Source organism: Mesorhizobium sp. M4A.F.Ca.ET.020.02.1.1 (genome assembly GCF_004022645.1).
In the GTDB taxonomy this organism is placed as follows: domain Bacteria; phylum Pseudomonadota; class Alphaproteobacteria; order Rhizobiales; family Rhizobiaceae; genus Mesorhizobium.
The window spans coordinates 1-2,352 of sequence record NZ_RZOI01000850.1; the positions used below are offsets into that span (position 1 = coordinate 1).

Annotated in this window: 3 protein-coding genes and 1 pseudogene; 2 read left to right on the forward strand and 2 right to left on the reverse strand. The window is 63.5% G+C overall.

What is annotated here, in order from left to right; translation table 11 throughout:
- Positions 1 to 26: 26 nt before the first annotated feature.
- Positions 27 to 251 (forward strand): hypothetical protein, encoded by a 225-nt coding sequence (locus EN742_RS32085; protein ID WP_127405933.1) that lies wholly within the window; start codon positions 27 to 29, stop codon positions 249 to 251.
- Positions 252 to 380: 129 nt separating this feature from the next.
- Here EN742_RS32085 and EN742_RS32090 read toward each other — a convergent pair.
- Both EN742_RS32090 and EN742_RS32095 read right to left on the reverse strand, forming a co-directional pair.
- A pseudogene (locus EN742_RS32090) lies at positions 381 to 1,060 on the reverse strand (GNAT family N-acetyltransferase).
- A complete protein-coding gene (locus tag EN742_RS32095) occupies positions 1,057 to 1,548 on the reverse strand; it encodes a MarR family transcriptional regulator (protein WP_128333734.1) in 492 nt (163 codons plus the stop codon). Before EN742_RS32095 ends, EN742_RS32090 begins: the two are co-directional and overlap by 4 nt.
- A 226-nt stretch (positions 1,549 to 1,774) precedes the next feature.
- Between EN742_RS32095 and EN742_RS32100 the strand changes: the two genes are divergently transcribed.
- Positions 1,775 to 2,352 (forward strand): phosphatidylglycerol lysyltransferase domain-containing protein (locus EN742_RS32100; RefSeq protein ID WP_128333733.1); only part of this gene is annotated, 578 nt, incomplete at its 3' end.

Below are 2,352 nucleotides of genomic sequence, written 5' to 3' on the forward strand. Positions count from 1 at the left end.
CCCTAGGTCCTTGTAAGGAGACCGCCATGCCAAAGTCTGTTTATGACCGTGGCCTGCTCAGGCCTGCCGACATCGCCAGGCTGCAGCGCGTCTTTGACGAGGCCTGCCAGCGGCGCCAAGCGCATCCCGATTCCGCCGAAGCGCGGGAAATCGCCCTGACCCTGCTTGCCCTGCACAATGCCGGCATGGTCGAAGAGGACATGCTGATGGAAGCCGTCGGTTTCCGGCGGCTTGAGCCAAGGTCGGCCTAGAGCAATTCCAGGAAAAGTGTGAGCGGTTTTCCGTTCGGAATTGCGTCAAAACAAAGAGATAGAGCAGTTCGCCGTTTCCGTGAAACGGTGAAACGCTCTAGGTCCGCGACAATGGCCGCGCGCGTGGCCCTATTCGGCGTGCTGAAGCACCGCCATGTTCATCATGCTTCTCAACCGGAAGCCGATGGACTCGTAAAGTCCTATGGCCGCGACATTGCTGGCATAAGCGTGGAGATAGGGGATTTCGCCCCGCGTCATGATCCGGTTTGCCACGAACAGGGACAGCAGCCTCCCAGACCGCCGCCGCGGAAATCTGGATGCGAGCACACACCGCTGACCTCGGTGTAGCCGGGCTGCTTCATGCGCTCGCCTGCCATCGCAACGAGCCTGCCTTCGATCTTCACGCCCCAGAAAGCGCCGAGCCTCAAGGCCTCCAGCGTGAATGGGCCGGGCCTGGTGAGCGCTGCCAGGGCGAGCATCTCGGCGGCATCGTCCTGCGTCAGCCTTTGTATGCGCTCGTCCGACACGGCCTGCACCGGATGCTCGGCAATCATCTGGACCAGGGACGCGGTTGAAATCGCACAGAGCGCCGCGGGCAGGACGATTGCGTCCGCCTGGACCACGAAGGAGCTTTCGCGTGGTGGAATAAGCTTGGCCAGCGCCTCAAGGCTTTCCTTGTCGTCCACGGCCGTCGCGGAGAACGGAACGATTGACGGCATGTATCGCCTGGCGAGGTTGTCGCCTTGCGCGAAGGCCTGATGCCGCGTCGCGAGAGCGCTCCAGATGGGACGGTCGAGCACGTGTTTCATGGCACGGCGCCTTCGGCTTCCTTGATGCGACGATGCAGCGGCGCTGCGTCGAGGCCGTGCTCGATGGCGGCCAGTTGCTCGAGCAGTGGCCCGGATAGATCGGCGCACAGATCCTGGACGGCGCCCTCGATGCGCGGCCAGACCTCGCGCTTCGCGATGTCGACTAGCCGACGGCCGTTTCGGCTGAGGGAGACGATCCTGCGGCGCTTATCGTCGCTCGACGGGCTGGTTTCGACCAGCCCCAACACTGCGAGTTGCGCTACGCTTCGCGTGACGCCCGGCTGCGCCACCCCCAGCGACTGCGCCAGCTCGCCGACCGGCAAGGGTCCCAGCCGGTCGAGCGCTGCCAGCAGCGGATATTGGCTCGACGGGACCCGGACCTCCAGGCGGTCGAGCACGCGCTGCGTGTCCGCCTGCAGTTGCTCGCCGATGCGCTTCAGCCTGCTGCCAAGGCACAGGAAGCCGAGGGAACGCATGATGTCTTCCATGGCCATCCGTCCACGACAAATGATAACAAGATATATAACACTGCATGGAAAGTCAAAAGCCACCGCGGCGAAGATGCTCATTCGACCGAGATTTCCCCTTCTGTCGGCGACGGTTGCATCCTATATGGCGGTTGCGCGATATGATCGGTAGTCAGTCGCGCCAAGCGACTGATTCGAGGCCCGTGGGCTGGCGGGTCTCTTTTTTCGGCATGCGAAAGCCCGGCCAATGCCCTCCCTGCGCATCTACATCGACAGCCTTCTCGAAGGCGCCGCGCCCAAGGTCCCGCGGCGCGAGCTGTCGCATCTGGAGCGCCTGGAGCTGGTGCGCCGGCATGGCGACTTCTCGCTCGCCTATTCCACCGCCGTGCAGCAGAAACTGTCCTATTTCAGCGACGGCGATGGCTACATCGCCTTCGGCACCAAGATGAAGCACCATTTCGCGCTCGGCGATCCGGTGGTGCATCCGTCTGACCGCCTCGGCTATATCAGGCGCTTCGTCGAGGCCGCCGGCGGTCCCTGGTTCGTGCAGATCGGCGCCGAAACCGCGCGGGTGCTGGCCGGGCTCGGCTATCAGGTCAACCGCCTGGGCATCGACACCAGGCTCGTCCTGCCCGCGCATGATTTCTCCGGCAAGCGCAACGAGACGGTGCGCTATTCCGAACGCTGGCTTTCGAAGAAGGGCTATTCCTTCGCGGAGGACAGGCGCAACATCTTCCTCGACGAGATCGCCCGGCTGTCGGAGAACTGGCGCGGCGAACGTATCGTCAAACGCTGGGAGATGGGCTTCCTCAACCGGCCCTTCGC